This window comes from Aeribacillus sp. FSL K6-2833 (assembly GCF_037965815.1).
GTDB lineage: Bacteria > Bacillota > Bacilli > Bacillales > Aeribacillaceae > Aeribacillus > Aeribacillus composti.
On the sequence record NZ_CP150189.1, the window covers coordinates 1,589,247 to 1,605,359 of the forward strand.

14 protein-coding genes are annotated in these 16,113 nt (G+C 43.0%); all 14 read left to right on the forward strand.

The annotated features are described in order from the left end of the window. The first annotated feature begins 44 nt into the window (after nt 1-44). Nucleotides 45-1,340 carry a solute carrier family 23 protein gene (locus NSQ94_RS07955; protein WP_063388473.1) on the forward strand — a complete coding sequence of 432 codons (1,296 nt, stop codon included), beginning with the start codon at nt 45-47 and terminating at the stop codon, nt 1,338-1,340. Between the two features lie 154 nt (nt 1,341-1,494). Further along, a complete protein-coding gene (locus tag NSQ94_RS07960) occupies nt 1,495-2,409 on the forward strand; it encodes an aspartate carbamoyltransferase catalytic subunit (RefSeq protein WP_144597713.1) in 915 nt (304 codons plus the stop codon). Continuing rightward, nucleotides 2,393-3,670: a dihydroorotase gene (locus tag NSQ94_RS07965; RefSeq protein ID WP_063388472.1), complete on the forward strand. Its 1,278-nt coding sequence runs from the start codon at nt 2,393-2,395 to the stop codon at nt 3,668-3,670. The genes NSQ94_RS07960 and NSQ94_RS07965 overlap by 17 nt, the downstream gene beginning before the upstream one ends. Nucleotide 3,671: 1 nt before the next feature. Further along, nucleotides 3,672-4,763 (forward strand): carbamoyl phosphate synthase small subunit, encoded by a 1,092-nt coding sequence (locus NSQ94_RS07970; RefSeq protein ID WP_063388471.1) that lies wholly within the window; start codon nt 3,672-3,674, stop codon nt 4,761-4,763. Beyond that, complete coding sequence (gene carB / locus NSQ94_RS07975) at nt 4,756-7,944, forward strand: carbamoyl-phosphate synthase large subunit (protein ID WP_339230515.1); 3,189 nt, start codon at nt 4,756-4,758, stop codon at nt 7,942-7,944. Before NSQ94_RS07970 ends, carB begins: the two co-directional genes overlap by 8 nt. A gap of 13 nt (nt 7,945-7,957) precedes the next feature. Continuing rightward, nucleotides 7,958-8,734, forward strand: a complete 777-nt coding sequence (locus NSQ94_RS07980; RefSeq protein WP_144597711.1) for a dihydroorotate dehydrogenase electron transfer subunit — start codon at nt 7,958-7,960, stop codon at nt 8,732-8,734. Further along, on the forward strand, nt 8,728-9,663 hold the full coding sequence (locus tag NSQ94_RS07985) for a dihydroorotate dehydrogenase (protein WP_339230517.1): 936 nt from the start codon (nt 8,728-8,730) through the stop codon (nt 9,661-9,663). Before NSQ94_RS07980 ends, NSQ94_RS07985 begins: the two co-directional genes overlap by 7 nt. Next, nucleotides 9,632-10,348, forward strand: coding sequence for an orotidine-5'-phosphate decarboxylase (gene pyrF, locus NSQ94_RS07990; RefSeq protein WP_339230519.1), 717 nt, complete (start codon nt 9,632-9,634; stop codon nt 10,346-10,348). Before NSQ94_RS07985 ends, pyrF begins: the two co-directional genes overlap by 32 nt. After that, entirely contained in the window at nt 10,345-10,980 is a 636-nt protein-coding gene (pyrE, locus tag NSQ94_RS07995) for an orotate phosphoribosyltransferase (RefSeq protein WP_063388466.1), read from the forward strand. The genes pyrF and pyrE overlap by 4 nt, the downstream gene beginning before the upstream one ends. Before the next feature lie 277 nt (nt 10,981-11,257). Further along, a complete protein-coding gene (locus NSQ94_RS08000; protein WP_063388465.1) occupies nt 11,258-11,977 on the forward strand; it encodes a phosphoadenylyl-sulfate reductase in 720 nt (239 codons plus the stop codon). A 489-nt stretch (nt 11,978-12,466) separates the two neighbouring features. Then, entirely contained in the window at nt 12,467-13,609 is a 1,143-nt protein-coding gene (gene sat / locus NSQ94_RS08005) for a sulfate adenylyltransferase (protein ID WP_339230521.1), read from the forward strand. A gap of 12 nt (nt 13,610-13,621) precedes the next feature. Continuing rightward, nucleotides 13,622-14,218, forward strand: coding sequence for an adenylyl-sulfate kinase (cysC, locus tag NSQ94_RS08010; protein ID WP_063388463.1), 597 nt, complete (start codon nt 13,622-13,624; stop codon nt 14,216-14,218). A 23-nt stretch (nt 14,219-14,241) separates the two neighbouring features. Next, on the forward strand, nt 14,242-15,867 hold the full coding sequence (locus NSQ94_RS08015) for a nitrite/sulfite reductase (RefSeq protein ID WP_339192960.1): 1,626 nt from the start codon (nt 14,242-14,244) through the stop codon (nt 15,865-15,867). Between the two features lie 13 nt (nt 15,868-15,880). After that, nucleotides 15,881-16,102, forward strand: a complete 222-nt coding sequence (locus NSQ94_RS08020) for a DUF3906 family protein (protein ID WP_063388461.1) — start codon at nt 15,881-15,883, stop codon at nt 16,100-16,102. Nucleotides 16,103-16,113 lie beyond the last annotated feature (11 nt).

Below are 16,113 nucleotides of genomic sequence, written 5' to 3' on the forward strand. Positions count from 1 at the left end.
GCCAAAGAGGTTTTTTTGTGCAAATTCCATAAGGAGGAAAAAACATGAAAAGAAATATTATACTAGATGTTCATGATAAACCTGATTTTATCACATGGCTCGCCTTAAGCTTCCAACATTTATTTGCCATGTTTGGAGCAACGATTCTCGTACCGTTTTTAGTCAAAATTGATCCTTCTGTTGCTTTGATTTCCAGCGGTCTCGGCACACTCGCATTTATTTTGATAACAAAAGGAAAAGTGCCGGCATATGTCGGCTCCTCCTTTGCCTTCATCACACCGTTAATTGCGGCTAAAGCTGCCGGCGGTGTAGGAGCGGCGATGATCGGCAGCTTTTTGGCAGGCCTAGTTTACGGGGTTGTCGCGCTTATCATCAAACAGACAGGATATAAATGGATTATGAAATTACTTCCAACTGTTGTCGTCGGTCCAGTAATTATGGTAATCGGACTTGGCCTTGCATCAACAGCTGTGAGTATGGCCATGAACGATCCTAAAGGACATTACAGCTTGCTTCACTTTTCAGCAGGCCTTGTTACGCTTCTGATCACCATTATAACAATGGCATTTTTTAAAGGATTTTTTAACCTAATCCCTGTATTAATCGGAATTTTCGGCGGATATGTATACTCGCTTATAATCGGTATTGTCGACTTTCAAAAAGTGGCGGAAGCCAAATGGTTTCAGCTCCCGAACTTTATCATTCCATTTGTTGATTATACACCTCACATTACATCTGAAATCATTCTGCTGATGGTTCCAGTCGCAGTGGTGACATTATCCGAGCATATCGGTCACCAAATGCTGCTAAGCCAAGTAATCGGAAAAGATTTAATCAAAGACCCTGGACTTGCCCGTTCCATTCTCGGCGATGGAGCGGCAACCATGATTGCATCTTTTATCGGTGGACCGCCGAACACGACATATGGCGAAAATATCGGCGTATTGGCGATTACAAGGATTTACAGCGTTTATGTCATTGCCGGTGCAGCTTTATTTGCAATCTTGTTTGGCTTTATTGGAAAAATTTCCGCCTTGATCAGTTCGATTCCAACTCCAGTAATGGGAGGCGTTTCAATACTGCTCTTCGGGATCATCGCATCTTCAGGATTAAGAATGATGATTGAGCATAAAGTTGATCTGAACGAAAAAAGAAACTTAATCATCACTTCCGTCATTTTAGTAATAGGAATTGGCGAAGCGATGATTAAGTTCGGGGAAAGCTTTGAGTTACACGGAATGGCATTAGCTGCAATCATTGGCGTCATTTTAAACTTTGTGCTCCCAGGTAAAAAAGAAGAACATATTTTTGACACAAATGAAGAAGATTCAGTAGCGTAGCAATCACCTTTTAAAAAAGTCCAGAGAGGCTTTCAAGGGTGTGTGGGACAAATCATGCTTCGTCATTTGCTTACACCCTGTCATGCCTTGGCAGGGTGTTTTTTTAAAATTCAAACGTCAATCGCTTTTATTTAAAGGAAAGGGGAAGAAAGCGATGAAACATTTAGTGACAATGAGCACGCTGTCAACTGAAGAGATTATTGCCATTTTGGATGAAGCGGAACGCTTTAAAAAGGGAAAACGATGGAAAGTCGGAGAACAAACATTTATCGCCAACTTGTTTTTTGAGCCGAGTACGAGGACGAGGTTTAGTTTTGAAGCTGCTGAAAAAAAACTTGGACTTGACATTTTAAATGTGGATGGAGCTTCTTCAAGCATTCAAAAAGGAGAATCGTTGTACGATACTGTAAAAACTTTAGAATCGATCGGTGTCGAGGCGGTCGTCATCCGACATCCCGAGGACCGGTATTTTGACGAGCTTATCGGCCGTGTCCAAGTATCCATATTAAATGCTGGCGATGGGTGCGGACACCATCCAACGCAATGTTTGCTCGATTTGATGACAATTCGTGAAGAGTTTGGGCGTTTTAACGGATTGACGGTTTCCATCATCGGTGACATTCGCCACAGCCGTGTAGCAAGATCTGATGCAGAAGTGCTGACAAGGCTCGGGGCAACCGTATTGTTCTCTGGACCTGAAAAATTTCGGGACGACACCAATCCATACGGTACATACGTATCGATCAATGAAGCAATCGAAATGTCAGATGTTGTGATGCTCTTAAGAATCCAGCATGAACGCCACAGCGAAAAATGGACAGCTGATCAATATTTGGAGCAGTACGGATTGACAAAGGAACGGGAAAAAATGATGAAGGACCATGCGATTATTATGCACCCTGCACCGGTCAACAGAGGAGTTGAAATCGACGGAGATTTAGTAGAGTGCAGCCGGTCGCGAATTTTTAAACAGATGGAAAACGGTGTATTTGTCCGCATGGCAGTTATAAAACATGCGATTGAAAGTAAAGCACAAGGGGGAGAGAAGAAATATGTCCATTCTATTTAAAAATGCGCAATTGTTAACAGAGGAAGGCGAATTGACAAAACGGGATGTTCTTGTGGAAAACGGAATAGTCAAACAAATATCGGAAGAGATAGCTGATGGAGCGGGAGACGTGATCGATTGCAACGGAAAGCTTCTTTCCCATGGATTTATCGATCTTCACGTTCATCTGCGTGAACCGGGTGGAGAAGCGAAAGAGACGATTGCCACTGGCACGCTGGCTGCAGCGAAGGGCGGCTTTACAACCGTTGCCTCCATGCCTAATACGAAGCCGCCTATTGATACGAAAGAAAAAATGATCAATTTACAAAAACGAATTAAAGAAACAGCAAAGGTTCGCGTTCTTCCTTATGCAGCGATCACACTTGGGCAAAGCGGAAGCGAATTAACGGATTTTGATGCATTAAAAGAGGAAGGTGCTTTTGCCTTTACGGACGATGGCGTAGGTGTCCAGTCGGCCGGCATGATGTTTCAGGCAATGAAAAAAGCGGCGGAGAAAGGATATTCAATTGTCGCGCATTGTGAAGACAATACCCTTATCAACGGCGGATCCTTCCATGATGGAGTTTTTGCAAAAAATCACGGTATATCCGGCATTCCATCTGTATGTGAATCCGTTCAAATTGCAAGAGATGTTCTGCTGGCAGAAGCTAGCGGCTGCCATTACCACGTGTGCCATATTAGTTCAAAAGAATCCGTCAGAGCCGTCAGAGACGCCAAAAAAGCAGGCATCCGCGTGACATGCGAAGTGACCCCGCATCATCTTCTTTTATGTGATGAAGATATTCCGGAGCTTAATCCGAACTTTAAAATGAATCCGCCGCTTAGAGGCAGAGAAGATAAGAAAGCATTAATCGAAGGGCTGTTGGATGGAACAATCGATTTTATTGCTACGGATCATGCGCCTCATACGATGGAGGAGAAATCTTTAGAGGTCGATAAGGCGCCGTTTGGGATTGTCGGGTTGGAAACTGCCTTTCCTCTTTTGTACACATATTTTGTCGAACGGGGCATTTTTACATTGAAACAGCTTGTTGATTGGTTGACGGTAAAGCCTGCTAGAGCTTTTAACTTGGATATGGGGGAATTAAAAGAAGGCATTTCTGCAGATTTGACGCTCATTGATTTACAGGAAGAAAAAAGGATAGATGCCTCAACATTTGCATCAAAAGGAAAAAATACGCCGTTTAACGGCTGGCTTGCAAAAGGCTGGCCTGTTTTAACAATGGTGGACGGCAAAATCGTTTGGAAAAGGGGAGAGTAATATGAAACGGCAATTAGTGCTTGAAAACGGCGATGTTTTCATCGGCGATGGCTTTGGAAGCGATCGTGACATCATCGGAGAGGTTGTGTTCACAACCGGAATGACAGGCTATCAAGAAACACTTTCAGATCCTTCATATTGCGGACAAATCGTAACGTTTACTTATCCATTGATCGGCAATTACGGCATCAACCGCGACGATTTTGAGACGATCCGCCCGTTCGTGAACGGGATGATTGTGAAGGAAGCCTGTGAAGCTCCCTCCAACTGGAGAAGTTTATATTCAATCAATGATTTTCTCATAGAAAACGATATTCCTGGCATCAGTGGAATCGATACAAGAAGGCTGACTAGAATTATCCGCAACTACGGAACGTTAAAAGGTGCAATCTGTTCAGCTGAGGCGGATCCAAAGCAAGTGGCTGAGAAATTAAGAGAAACGGAGCTGCCGCGCAATCAGGTGGAAATTGTATCGACGAAAAGACCATATCAAAGTCCAGGAAGAGGAAAAAGAGTGGTTGTTGTAGATTTTGGCATGAAGCATGGAATCTTAAGAGAATTAAACAGCCGAAATTGCGACTCGATCGTCGTTCCATATGATACATCTGCGGAGGAAATATTGCGATTGAAGCCTGACGGCGTTTTGCTCACAAACGGACCTGGAGATCCGCAAAACGTTCCAGAGGCAATTGAAATGCTGCGCGATCTTATCGGGAAAACCCCTATCTTTGGAATATGTTTAGGGCATCAGCTGCTCGCTTTAGCATGCGGTGCGAAAACAGAAAAATTAAAATTCGGCCACCGCGGCTCAAACCATCCAGTGAAGGATTTAAAAACTGGTAAAGTGTATATGACTTCCCAAAATCACGGCTATGCTGTAAGCATCGAATCCATTAGGAATACAGAGCTTGAAGTAACACATGTTGCACTGAACGACGGAACAGTTGAAGGATTGAGACATCGCGTGCATCCTGCTTTCGCTGTTCAATACCATCCGGAAGCATCGCCGGGACCTGAGGATGCCAATCCATTGTTTAATCAATTTATCGAGCTGATGGAAAAGACTGCTCAAAGGGGGAATCTCAATGCCTAAGCGGAAAGATATTCAGAAAATTTTAGTTATCGGATCAGGACCGATTATTATCGGACAAGCGGCGGAGTTTGACTATTCGGGAACACAGGCGTGCTTAGCATTGAAGGAGGAAGGATATGAGGTTGTTCTTGTCAACTCGAACCCAGCGACAATTATGACGGATACGGAAATTGCCGACAAAGTGTATATGGAGCCGCTCACGCCGAGCTTTGTCGCCAAAATCATCCGCAAGGAAAGGCCGGATGCGATCCTGCCGACTCTCGGCGGACAGACTGGACTAAACTTGGCGGTCGAGCTTCATAAAATGGGTGTTTTAGAAGAGTGCGGCGTTGAAATTTTAGGAACTAAGCTTTCAGCCATTCAAAAAGCTGAAGACCGTGAACTGTTCCGCGAGCTTATGAAGGAGCTGAATGAACCGGTGCCGGAAAGCGCCATAATTCATGAGCTTGAAGAAGCGTTTCATTTTGTGGAGCAAGTCGGCTATCCGGTGATCGTCCGGCCTGCATATACACTTGGCGGGACCGGAGGCGGCATTTGTCACGATGAGGAAGAACTGATTGAAATTGTCACAAACGGTCTAAAGCTCAGCCCTGTTCATCAATGTCTGCTCGAAAAAAGCATTGCCGGCTACAAAGAAATCGAATATGAAGTGATGCGGGACTCAAAAGATAATAAAATCGTTGTCTGCAACATGGAAAATATTGACCCCGTCGGCATTCATACAGGCGATTCGATCGTTGTGGCGCCCAGCCAAACGATTTCAGACAGAGAATACCAGCTGCTCAGAAACGTGTCATTAAAAATTATCGGAGCTCTTGGCATCGAAGGCGGATGCAATGTTCAGCTTGCTCTTGATCCGGATAGTTTTCAATATTACGTTATCGAAGTGAACCCGCGGGTTAGCCGCTCATCCGCCCTTGCATCAAAAGCGACAGGATATCCGATTGCGAAACTCGCAGCGAAAATTGCCGTCGGTTTAACGTTAGATGAAATCATCAATCCAGTGACAGGGAAAACATTTGCTTGCTTTGAACCGGCGCTTGATTATGTTGTCACGAAAATACCGCGATGGCCGTTTGATAAATTTGAATCAGCCAACCGTGTGCTTGGCACTCAAATGAAAGCAACCGGTGAAGTCATGGCGATCGGCCGCACGTTTGAAGAATCGTTGTTAAAAGCTGTTCGTTCTCTCGAAGCAAGCGTCTACCATTTAACATTGAAAGAAAACGATGTCTCAGATGAAATGATTGAAAAGCGAATCAAGAAAGCAGGGGATGAACGAATCTTTTACATCGGCGAAGCGCTGAGAAGGGGTTTTTCCGTTGAGCAAATTCATCAATGGAGCAAAATCGACCGCTTTTTCTTGAATAAGATAAACAACATTATCGAATATGAACGAGAACTGAAAAAATCTCCATTTGATGTAAACGTGTTGAGAAAAGCAAAGCAGCTCGGATTTTCTGATCACTTTATCGCTTCGTTATGGAATACAGATGAATCGGAAGTTTATGAGTTTCGGAAAAAACAAGGAATTGTTCCAGTTTACAAAATGGTTGATACGTGTGCAAGCGAGTTTGAATCCGAGACGCCTTACTTTTACGGCACATATGAAGAAGAAAATGAATCGATTGTGACTGAACGAAAAAGTGTTGTCGTGTTAGGTTCAGGACCGATTCGAATCGGGCAGGGCATTGAGTTCGATTATGCAACAGTTCACTCTGTTTGGGCGATTCGCGAAGCAGGATATGAAGCAATCATTATCAATAACAATCCAGAAACGGTGTCAACGGATTTCAGCATTTCCGACAAGCTGTATTTTGAACCGCTGACGATCGAAGATGTCATGCATATTATCGACTTGGAGAAGCCGATTGGCGTTGTCGTCCAATTCGGCGGGCAAACGGCAATCAATTTGGCAGGCAAGCTGGCAAAACGAGGTGTCAAAATATTAGGAACAAGCCTGGAAAATTTAGATCGGGCGGAAGACCGCGACAAGTTCGAACAAGTGCTTGAAGCTTTGGAAATACCACAGCCTGTAGGGAAAACGGCTCTATCCGTCGCTGAAGCGGTGGAAATTGCGGAAGAAATCGGCTATCCGGTGCTTGTCCGTCCTTCCTATGTGCTTGGCGGCCGGGCGATGGAAATTGTCTACCATAAAGAAGAATTGCTCCATTATATGGAACATGCAGTAAAAATTAATCCGGAACATCCTGTTTTAATTGATCAATATTTAACCGGAATAGAAGTGGAAGTTGATGCGATTTCAGACGGTAAACATGTGCTCATTCCGGGCATTATGGAGCATATTGAGCGGGCAGGCGTGCACTCAGGGGACTCGATAGCGGTTTACCCGCCGCAAACGTTATCTGATCAGTTGAAAACAGAACTTGTTGATTATACGATTCGTTTGGCAAAAGGGCTGAATATTGTCGGACTGCTAAACATTCAATTTGTAATTGCTGACGGGCGGGTATACGTATTGGAAGTGAACCCAAGATCAAGCAGAACAGTTCCGTTTTTAAGTAAAATTACCGGAATTCCGATGGCTAAGCTTGCGACAAAGGTGATACTCGGTGCTAGCTTGCCGGAACTCGGTGTGAAAACAGGGCTTGCAAAAGAGGCGAAAGGTGTATTTGTGAAGGTGCCGGTATTTTCATTTGCGAAGTTGCGCCGTGTAGACATTACGCTTGGACCAGAAATGAAATCAACTGGGGAAGTAATCGGAAAGGATGCCACCTTTGAAAAGGCTCTTTATAAAGGCTTTGTTGCAGCCGGTACGAATATTTACGAGCACGGATCAGTACTGCTTACGATTGCTGATAAGGACAAAAACGAGGCTTTAGAAATTGCGGGCAGATTTCGCAATATCGGCTATCAGCTGCTGGCGACGGAAGGAACCGCAAAGTTTCTAGAAGAGAACGGCATAAAAGCAAAAGTTATCAGCAAAATCGGATCACGTGGCGACAACATTTTGGATGTGATACGCAATGGAAAAGCGCAATTTGTCATCAACACGCTGACGAAAGGAAAGCAGCCTGAGCGCGACGGCTTCAGAATCAGAAGGGAATCGGTTGAAAACGGTGTGCCGTGCCTCACTTCTTTAGACACTGCAAGGGCAATTTTACGCGTGCTTGAATCAATGGCTTTTACGGTTGAAAATCTCTCCGAACATAATAGGTAAAGAAGGTGATCCAATGATCAAAGCTTGGATGGAAATCATCAGCAACAGGCCAATTGCGAAAAACATTTATAAAATGGAATTAAAAGGAGAGCTCGTTCAACGCATTACTTGTCCGGGACAATTTGTTCAAATAAAAGTGGATGACAGTTTTGATCTGTTATTAAGAAGACCGATCAGCATTGCCGAATACAATGCCGAAAAAAACACGATGACATTAATTTATCGGGCAGAAGGCGCCGGAACGAAAAGATTGTCCAGAAAAAAAGCAAGTGAGCTTGTCGATGTTTTCGGACCGCTCGGAAACGGTTTTCCGGTTGAAGAAACGAAGGAAAAAGCATTGCTTGTCGGTGGCGGCATTGGCGTTCCCCCTCTTTATGAATTGTCGAAGCAGCTTGTTCAAAATGGAGTGGAAGTTGTCCATGTATTAGGATTTTCAACAAAAGCGGCGGTGTTTTACGAACAAGAGTTTAAGGAGCTGGGCGAAACGTTTGTGGCGACAGTTGACGGCACATTCGGCGCAAAAGGAACCGTTATGGATATCATCAATGAACAACGCTTCACATTTGAAACGCTCTATACATGCGGACCAACTCCGATGTTAAAAGCGATAGAAGAAGCATTTCCGCATAAAAAAGTGTTTTTGTCCCTGGAAGAAAGAATGGGCTGCGGAATCGGCGCTTGCTTTGCCTGTGTCCGCCGTACGAAAACCGATGCAAATGATTCGGGCTATAAGAAAATCTGTACCGACGGGCCTGTTTTTCGAATCGGGGAGGTGATGTTGGAATGTTAACTGTTAAGCTTCCTGGTCTTGAGTTAAAAAATCCGATCATGCCCGCATCAGGATGCTTCGGCTTTGGCCGCGAATTTGCTAAGCTGTACGATTTATCCAAGCTTGGAGCGATCATGATCAAAGCAACAACGCTTGAGCCTAGATTCGGAAATCCAACACCAAGGGTGGCGGAAACGCCGTCGGGAATGCTCAATGCCATCGGGTTGCAAAATCCCGGATTAAAAAAAGTGATGGAGGAAGAGCTTCCTTGGCTTTCTCAATTTGATGTTCCGATCATTGCGAACATTGCCGGCTCGACTGTTGAAGAATATGTGGAAGTGGCAAAAGAAATCAGTAAAGCGCCTAACGTAAAAGCACTTGAACTAAACATTTCTTGTCCGAATGTTAAACAAGGGGGGATCATGTTCGGAACAGTTCCTGAAGTAGCCGGACATTTAACAGAAGCTGTGAAAAACGTTTCTTCAGTACCGGTTTATGTCAAGCTTTCTCCAAATGTAACTGACATTGTCGCCATGGCAAAAGCGGTGGAAAAAGCGGGAGCAGACGGAATTACGATGATCAACACGCTCCTCGGCATGCGGATCGATGTGAAAACAGGCCGGTCGATTATTGCTAATGGAACAGGCGGGCTTTCTGGACCTGCTGTCAAGCCGATTGCCGTTCGTATGATCTATCAGGTTTCCCAAAGTGTAGAAATCCCGGTCATCGGCATGGGAGGAATTATGAATGTCGATGATTGCATAGAATTTTTGCAGGCAGGAGCAAAGGCAGTCGCAATTGGTACAGCGAATTTTGTCAATCCTTTCGTCTGTGTTGAACTTATTGATGCGTTGCCGAATCGGCTGAAAGAATTAGGCTTTGATCATGTGAATGAATGTGTCGGAAGGAGCTGGAAAGATGAAAAATCGTCCTCTAATTCTTGCCCTTGATTTTGATACGAGAGAAAAAGCATTGCAGTTTGTGCAAATATTTGAGGAGCCTTTATTTGTTAAAGTGGGGATGGAACTTTTTTATCAAGAAGGCCCTTCTATCATCGAAGAATTACAGCGAAGCGGTCATCAAATATTTCTTGATTTGAAGCTGCATGATATACCAAATACCGTGAAACAAACGATGAAAGGACTTGCCAAGCTCGGCGTCGATTTGATCACTATTCACGCTGCGGGAGGTAGAGACATGATGGAAGCAGCGATAGAAGGGCTGGAGGCGGGAGCTCAGAGCGGAAATAAGCGTCCAGATGTTGTCGCTGTCACCCAGCTGACAAGCACTTCCAGCGAGATGCTAAAAAATGAACTTCTCATTGAAAAGCCGTTGCTTGAGACGGTTTTACATTATGCGGAAAATGCAAAAAAAAGCGGGATGAGCGGTGTTGTTTGTTCTGTCCATGAAGTAAGCGAAATAAGAAAAACGTGCGGTCCATCTTTTCTGACTATTACGCCTGGAATTCGTTTAGCAAAAGATAGAGCACAGGATCAAGTCCGCATTGCGACGCCAAAATTTGCAAAGGAACAAGGCGCATCAGCCATTGTTGTCGGCAGGACAATTACAAAAGCAGAGGATCCTGTTGCAGCCTACAATGAGGTAAAAAAAGAATGGGAGGGTAAGGTGGAATGAAAAAGGAAATCGCCAAACATTTGCTAGAAATTGAAGCAGTTACTCTCAGACCAAATGAACCGTTTACGTGGGCAAGCGGAATAAAATCGCCCATTTATTGCGACAATCGTTTGACTCTATCGTATCCGAAGCTCCGCAAAATCATTTATAAAGGACTAGCTCAACTAATCAGTGAGCATTTTTCCGATGCTGAATTAATTGCTGGAACTGCAACAGCCGGTATTCCCCATGCGGCATTAGTTGCTGAAGAGCTGGGATTGCCTATGTGTTATGTGCGCAGCACACCGAAAAAGCATGGGAAGGGAAACCAAATAGAAGGAAAAGTGAGGGAAGGACAAAAAGCTGTTGTAATCGAAGACTTGATTTCAACAGGGGCAAGCTCCTTAAAAGCTGTTGAAGCACTAAGAAATGCTGGCTGTCAAGTACTAGGTGTCGCCGCAATTTTTACCTACGGTCTTCCTCAAGGAAAGCAAAACTTTGCCAATGCTGGCATTCCGGCGATCGCATTAAGTGATTATGACACTTTAATCCAAGTGGCTTTGGAAGTGCAAATGATTTCAAAAGAGGATCTCGACCGCTTGTCATTATGGCGAAAAAATCCTGAAAACGACAGTTGGCTCGAAAAAGTTTAACCGCCTTTTCATATAATATTTAATTCCAATCAAAAAACTCGGGTTGACTTTTAGGAAAATTATGATAAAATTTGATAGCATATAGCACGTTCTTGAAAGGAACACTGTGAATCTTCTAACCTAATTTTTAAGTACAAAATGTCATTTGTACAAATGAAAGAAAAGAAGGATTATATAAAAAGCTGTCTCAATAAACCGCTGACTAGACGACTAGAGGCGGTTTTCAATCCTTTTATTGAACGCGCTCTATTCCTTTTCTAATAAGGGGGAAAGGCGAATGCTTACGTACGAAACCTGGGCGGAACCTGATCTCGTGTTTGATGAGACATCGGACACAAAAGGTGCCCTAGAGGTGTTGGAATGGGCATATTCAACATATAAAGATGATATTGTGTATTCGTGCAGCTTTGGAATTGAAGGGATTGTACTCATTGATTTAATATCGAAGGTCAATCCGACCGCACGGATTGTCTTTTTGGACACAGGGCTGCATTTTAAAGAAACCTATGATTGCATAGAAAAAGTAAAAAATCGATATCCAGATTTAAATATAGAATTAAAAAAACCAGAGATCACATTAGAAGAGCAAAAAGAGCAATATGGAGATAAGCTTTGGGAGAAAGATCCGAATCTTTGCTGTCACATCCGGAAAGTGGTTCCATTAAGGGAGACGCTTGAACCAGTAAAAGCATGGATTTCAGGATTGAGAAGAGAACAATCGCCGACAAGAAAACATGTAAACTATATTAATAAAGATGAGAAATTCCAAAAGGTGAAAATTTGCCCTCTCATCCACTGGACCTGGAAGGAAGTTTGGCGATATGTTTATAAACATGATTTGCCTTATATCGTCTTACATGATCAAGGTTATCCTTCCATTGGCTGCCAGCCTTGTACTCAGCCAGCCATTAACATGGATGATCTGCGTTCTGGAAGATGGGTCGGCCATCAAAAGCTTGAATGCGGATTACATGAGAGTACAAGTGTGACAAAATAATGGAAGCCTATAACCATTAGAGGAAGCGGTGCGGCGGCAGCGGGTGCTGCCTGTCGTACAGGAGCGGTAAAAACATATCGCTTTTTCCTCCATTCGGACTGCTGGAAATGTTCTCTGTTCAATGGTCGGTGGAGGTGAAGGTTGCTAAACCGTCTGCTTCGGCTTCATCGATAGTTGATTCAATCATTTTATATTTGGTGTTTGTTCAATCAAAATATGAATATCACTTACAAGTGAAGTGACAGTTTGATCTACAGCAGGCTTTTTTCCGCAGATAATGCTTTATAAAAACTCGTCATAAAAAATAAAGTTTTGAAGACTCGTTTCATGAAATGATTCCAATTGTTCAAGCTTTTTTTCTCGTTTTTGATGATGGCGTATCGCAACGATTTAGATTTATTTAGCGGCTAAGGCTAAAAATTTTTTCAATAAAAGCCTAGTAAATAAATATGAATATAGGAATATATGGCGTAGCAAGGAGGAGATCAAATGGGGATTGCACCGCACGGAGGAACATTAATCAATCGCTATAATCCAGAATACAATTATTCTCATATTCAAGAAGCAATTGAATTGGATAATATCGGGCTCTCTGACTTAGAGTTAATCGGTATTGGAGCATTTAGTCCATTAACGGGTTTTTTAACTAAAAAAGATTATGATAGTGTTGTCGAAAACATGCGTCTTGCCAATGGTATAGTTTGGAGCATTCCAATTACACTTCCTGTTGAAGAAGAACAAGCTGATCGCATCGACATTGGAGATGAAGTTAAGCTGACATTTAACGGAGAAGTATACGGTGTGATCAAAGTGGAAGATAAATATAAGCCGGATAAACAAAAAGAAGCGGAATATGTTTATCGGACAAAAGATGAAGAGCACCCAGGAGTTGCTAAATTGTATGAGCGTCCACCTGTCTATCTTGGCGGGGATGTCGTGTTAGTAAAGAAAACGGAAAAGCCGTTTCCAAACGAAACATTTGAACCAGCGGAATCTCGAGCCGCTTTTGAACGTTTCGGCTGGAATACAGTCGTAGGGTTTCAAACGAGAAATCCTGTTCATCGGGCGCATGAATACATTCAAAAAACAGCTCTTGAAACCGTAGACGGATTATTTCTGCAGCCGCTTGTCGGCGAAACAAAAAAGGATGATATTCCTGCGGATATTCGCATGGAAAGCTATCGAGTTCTGTTGGAAAATTACTATCCAAAAGATCGTGTTCTGTTAGGAATTTTTCCAGCCGCCATGCGCTATGCCGGACCAAGGGAAGCGATATTCCATGCTATCGTTCGAAAAAATTATGGGTGTACGCATTTCATCGTTGGAAGAGACCATGCAGGGGTTGGAAATTATTATGGAACATATGATGCGCAGAAAATCTTTTTCAACTTTACAACAGAGGAATTAGACATTACGCCGCTGTTTTTTGAACACAGCTTTTATTGTAAAAAATGCGACGGCATGGCTTCCCATAAAACATGCCCGCATTCTGATGACGACCGTGTCATTTTATCAGGAACAAAAGTAAGGGAAAAACTTCGAAACGGTGAGCCGCTGCCAAACACTTTCAGCCGTCCGGAAGTTGTGGAAGTGCTTGTAAAAGGTCTGCGCCAAGAAGCATTGCAAAGATGAGGTGGAATTAACGTGACAAGCAAAAATATTGTATGGCATCATCATTCCGTCACAAAAGAAGAGCGGAGGAAAAAGTCGGGGCATCACAGCTTTGTTCTATGGTTTACCGGATTGTCCGGTTCCGGCAAATCAACTTTAGCCAATGCATTAAACCAAAAGCTGTTCAATGAAAATATTTCGTCTTACGTACTAGATGGAGACAACGTTCGCCATGGGTTGAACAAAGATTTAGGATTTTCTGAACAGGACCGAAAAGAAAACATTCGGCGCATTGGAGAAGTTGCAAAATTATTTGTAGACAGCGGTCAAGTTGTTTTGACAGCCTTTATTTCTCCATATAAAGAAGATCGGGAGTTAGTAAGAAATTTGCTCGAGCATGATGAGTTCATTGAAATATATGTTAAATGCTCATTATCAGAATGTGAAAAACGAGATCCGAAAGGGCTGTACAAAAAAGCGAGAAACGGTGAAATAAAACATTTTACAGGTATCGACGATCCATATGAAGAGCCTGAAAATCCTGAAATCATTGTTCATTCTGAGGAATGGTCAGTAGAAGAAAGTGTTGAACATATTTTTCAATATTTAAAAAATCGAAAGTTCCTATAATTTTAAACATTGGGGGAGTTGCAATGGCACATGAAAAAGTATGGGCAAACAATGAAAATTTAAATAAATTTGAATTAAAAAAGCTTGAAAAAGACGGATTGGATATTTTGGAAGAAATCGACACCTTTGCGAAAAACGGCTTTGCTTCCATTCCGGAAGAAGATTGGGATTTGCTCAAATGGGCGGGGCTGTATCTTCAACGGCCTAAAAAAGACGGATATTTTATGATGCGGATCAAAGTACCGACGGGAATATTAAACTATGAACAAGTCGTTGCACTCGCAGGGATCTGCAGAGATTTTGGCCGGGATCTATTTGATATTACAACTCGTCAAGCCATCCAATTCCATTGGCTGGAAATCGAGAACATTCCGGAAATATTTAGACGTTTGGATGAAGTCGGTTTAACAACGGTAGGCGCCTGTGGCGACATCGCCCGCAACGTGATTGGAAATCCTCTTGCGGGCATTGACCCGGAGGAGCTTTTGGACACAGAGCCGATTGTGCGAGAAATTCATCAATTTTTCCATAAAAATAGAGATTTTTCCAATTTGCCAAGAAAATATAAAATTTCGATTAGTGCAAGCTACTACAATTCCGGACATGCCGAAATCAATGATTTAGCTTTCATACCAGCTACAAAAGAGATTGACGGAAAGCTTGTGAAAGGCTTTCATGTAAAGGTCGGTGGCGGACTATCATCAAAACCGCATTTGGCCCAACCATTGAACATTTTCGTAACCCCGGATAAAGTGAAGGATGTTGCCATTGCGGTCACAACCATCTTCCGTGATTACGGCTATCGTGAGAAAAGACACCGCGCCCGTCTAAAATTTTTAGTTGCCGATTGGGGTGTAGAAAAATTCCAAGAAAAACTGCTTGAACTGACAGGTCCGCTTCCAGAGAGAGGAAACGATGAAACAAAAGGCTGGAATGCAGGATATTTTTACGGCGTTCATCCGCAAAAGCAAAAAGGCTTGAATTACATTGGCTTTAATGTTCCGCTCGGAAGACTTTATTCCGAGGAAGTGCTGGAGATCGCCAGAATTTCCAAAAAATACGGAAATGGACAAATCCGAACTTGCAATACACAAAATATTGTGATTCCAAACGTTCCGGATGATCAAGTTGAAGCTTTGCTGGCAGAAGAAATTTTTCAAAAGGGCAGAATTACCATCAAGCCGAAATCATTCATTGGTTATGCCGTTTCCTGCACTGGAACGGAATTTTGCAACCTTGCGCTTGTTGAAACGAAACAGCGGATGAAAACAATTGTCGAATATTTGGATCAACAATTAGAATTGGATGTACCTGTTCGGATGCACATCACAGGCTGCCCGAATTCATGCGGTCAGCGGCAAATCGCGGACATCGGTCTGCAAGGCGTTTTGATGAGAACAAAAGATAAAAAAATGGTCGATGCCTACGAAATTCATGTTGGCGGAACGCTTCTTGACGGCGGCCGATTTAATGAAAAATTGAAAGGAAAAATTGAGGCAGAGAAGCTTCATTTAGTGTTGAAAGATTTTCTGCAATATTTCAAAGAAACGAAGCTGGCCGGCGAAACCTTTTTAGAATATTATGATCGCGTCGGCATTGAACCTTTGCAGGCGAAGCTCGATGAGATTTTGGAACCTCTCGGAGCTTAAATGGGGTGTCAGCATGTATTTGTATCGCTTTCTTGTAAAAACGAAGGAGAAGGAAATTCCAGTAATCATCGCGGCCGAAAATGATTTGAAAGCATTTGAGCAAGTAGATGTTGAGCTTGAAAAATTTTATTTAAAGGTTCTTGATATTGAAGATGTTACGTTGTACGAAAAGAAAAAAATACGAAAAAGTGCAGGGTTTGTGATTGATGAAAGCGACGTGACGCTCTGTACGTAGTGGGGGAGATC

What these genes read in the sequence shown, in the direction of transcription:
- NSQ94_RS07955 (WP_063388473.1), top strand. Translation starts at nt 45, where the DNA reads ATGAAAAGAAATATTATACTAGATGTTCATGATAAACCTGATTTTATC.
- NSQ94_RS07960 (WP_144597713.1), top strand. Translation starts at nt 1,495, where the DNA reads ATGAAACATTTAGTGACAATGAGCACGCTGTCAACTGAAGAGATTATT.
- NSQ94_RS07965 (WP_063388472.1), top strand. Translation starts at nt 2,393, where the DNA reads ATGTCCATTCTATTTAAAAATGCGCAATTGTTAACAGAGGAAGGCGAA.
- NSQ94_RS07970 (WP_063388471.1), top strand. Translation starts at nt 3,672, where the DNA reads ATGAAACGGCAATTAGTGCTTGAAAACGGCGATGTTTTCATCGGCGAT.
- carB (WP_339230515.1), top strand. Translation starts at nt 4,756, where the DNA reads ATGCCTAAGCGGAAAGATATTCAGAAAATTTTAGTTATCGGATCAGGA.
- NSQ94_RS07980 (WP_144597711.1), top strand. Translation starts at nt 7,958, where the DNA reads ATGATCAAAGCTTGGATGGAAATCATCAGCAACAGGCCAATTGCGAAA.
- NSQ94_RS07985 (WP_339230517.1), top strand. Translation starts at nt 8,728, where the DNA reads ATGTTAACTGTTAAGCTTCCTGGTCTTGAGTTAAAAAATCCGATCATG.
- pyrF (WP_339230519.1), top strand. Translation starts at nt 9,632, where the DNA reads ATGAAAAATCGTCCTCTAATTCTTGCCCTTGATTTTGATACGAGAGAA.
- pyrE (WP_063388466.1), top strand. Translation starts at nt 10,345, where the DNA reads ATGAAAAAGGAAATCGCCAAACATTTGCTAGAAATTGAAGCAGTTACT.
- NSQ94_RS08000 (WP_063388465.1), top strand. Translation starts at nt 11,258, where the DNA reads ATGCTTACGTACGAAACCTGGGCGGAACCTGATCTCGTGTTTGATGAG.
- sat (WP_339230521.1), top strand. Translation starts at nt 12,467, where the DNA reads ATGGGGATTGCACCGCACGGAGGAACATTAATCAATCGCTATAATCCA.
- NSQ94_RS08015 (WP_339192960.1), top strand. Translation starts at nt 14,242, where the DNA reads ATGGCACATGAAAAAGTATGGGCAAACAATGAAAATTTAAATAAATTT.
- NSQ94_RS08020 (WP_063388461.1), top strand. Translation starts at nt 15,881, where the DNA reads ATGTATTTGTATCGCTTTCTTGTAAAAACGAAGGAGAAGGAAATTCCA.